Origin of the sequence: Gorillibacterium terrae (assembly GCF_051594785.1) — a bacterium.
In the GTDB taxonomy this organism is placed as follows: Bacteria; Bacillota; Bacilli; order Paenibacillales; family NBRC-103111; genus Gorillibacterium.
Window position 1 is genome coordinate 1 of record NZ_JBPPGI010000026.1, and the last position, 518, is coordinate 518.

Annotated in this window: 1 pseudogene; it reads right to left on the bottom strand. The window is 49.6% G+C overall.

The features are described from left to right. Positions 1–395 (bottom strand): annotated as a pseudogene (locus tag ACSEXS_RS22650) (hypothetical protein); the annotation flags it as partial. Positions 396–518: the final 123 nt, after the last annotated feature.

Below are 518 nucleotides of genomic sequence, written 5' to 3' on the forward strand. Positions count from 1 at the left end.
AAGTCCCATCCGTTATAATTGCTTTGTCGTTTCATTGCAGTCGTCATTCTTCCAATATCCCTGCCACTTTGGGGAGCGAATCTGGAGGCGATTGCGTCATAGTAACTGTTTTTTACCGTGACTGAAGTTTGATAAGGACTCTGATAGCTTACTAATCCGCCAACCCCACTCGTGCCTTCTATCTTTCCCGCCATATAGATGTTCTCAAGTGTCGCGGTACTATACTCGTCCAGATATCCCTGGATTCCTGATACTCCTGTGCGCCCCTTGAGATTGCCGACTATATAGCAGTTCTTTATCCCTACTTGACTGGCCCGTATGACTGTCCCGATCAGCCCTCCTACGTTGTCTATCCCTGTTACATTCCCTGCGACATAGCTCTTCTCGATGCTCACTCCGCCGCTGGAAGATCCTATCAAGCCCCCTATGCTGTTACCGGTTCCCGTCACTCCGATAGACGTGCTGCTTAGGCTAATGCTTCCTCCTTGCAGTCTTCCAACCAGGCCTCCAACAGATGT